This window comes from Vibrio sp. 1641 (assembly GCF_033339995.1).
GTDB classification, from domain to species: Bacteria; Pseudomonadota; Gammaproteobacteria; order Enterobacterales; family Vibrionaceae; genus Vibrio; species Vibrio alginolyticus.
This window is the reverse complement of record NZ_JAWOVP010000284.1, coordinates 1-620: the sequence shown is the minus strand read 5'-3', so window position 1 is coordinate 620 and position 620 is coordinate 1. Positions and strand designations below refer to the sequence as shown.

General features: G+C 49.5%; 1 protein-coding gene. It reads right to left on the bottom strand.

From position 1 onward, the window contains the following. On the bottom strand, positions 1 to 620 hold a 620-nt coding region (locus tag R7Z47_RS25545; protein WP_318130855.1), incomplete at both ends, for an ABC transporter ATP-binding protein.

The following is a 620-nucleotide window of genomic DNA, read 5'->3' as shown; positions in this document are numbered from 1 at the left end:
GAGAACGATTAAGCGATCCATCTGGGCGATGGTCGACAATCGGTGTGCTATTGCAATCACGGTTTTGCCTTGCATGAGCTCGTTCAAGCTTTCTTGGATAGCCGCTTCGACTTCTGAGTCCAGAGCTGAAGTTGCTTCATCCAGTACCAACAGCGGCGCGTCTTTCAATAACACACGAGAAATAGCGATACGCTGACGCTGACCACCAGACAACTTCACGCCTCGTTCGCCAACTTGCGCATCGTAGCCGACATTGCCAAATGGGTCTGTCAGTGTTTCGATGAACTCGTGAGCGTGCGCTTGTTTCGTCGCTTTAAGCAGTTCCTCTTCTGAGGCGGTTGGGTTGCCGTACAAGATGTTATCTCTTATTGAACGGTGCAAAAGAGACGTATCCTGTGTCACCATACCAATTTTCGATCGCAACGAATCTTGCGTGACGTCAGCAATGTTTTGACCGTCAATCTTAATGCTGCCTTCTTCCACATCATGGAAGCGTAACAGCAAGTTCACCAACGTGGATTTGCCAGCGCCAGAGCGCCCAACCAAGCCGACTTTTTCGCCAGGTTTGATGTCGAGATTCAGATGGTTGATGACGCCTTTGTTTTCACCGTAATGAAAGC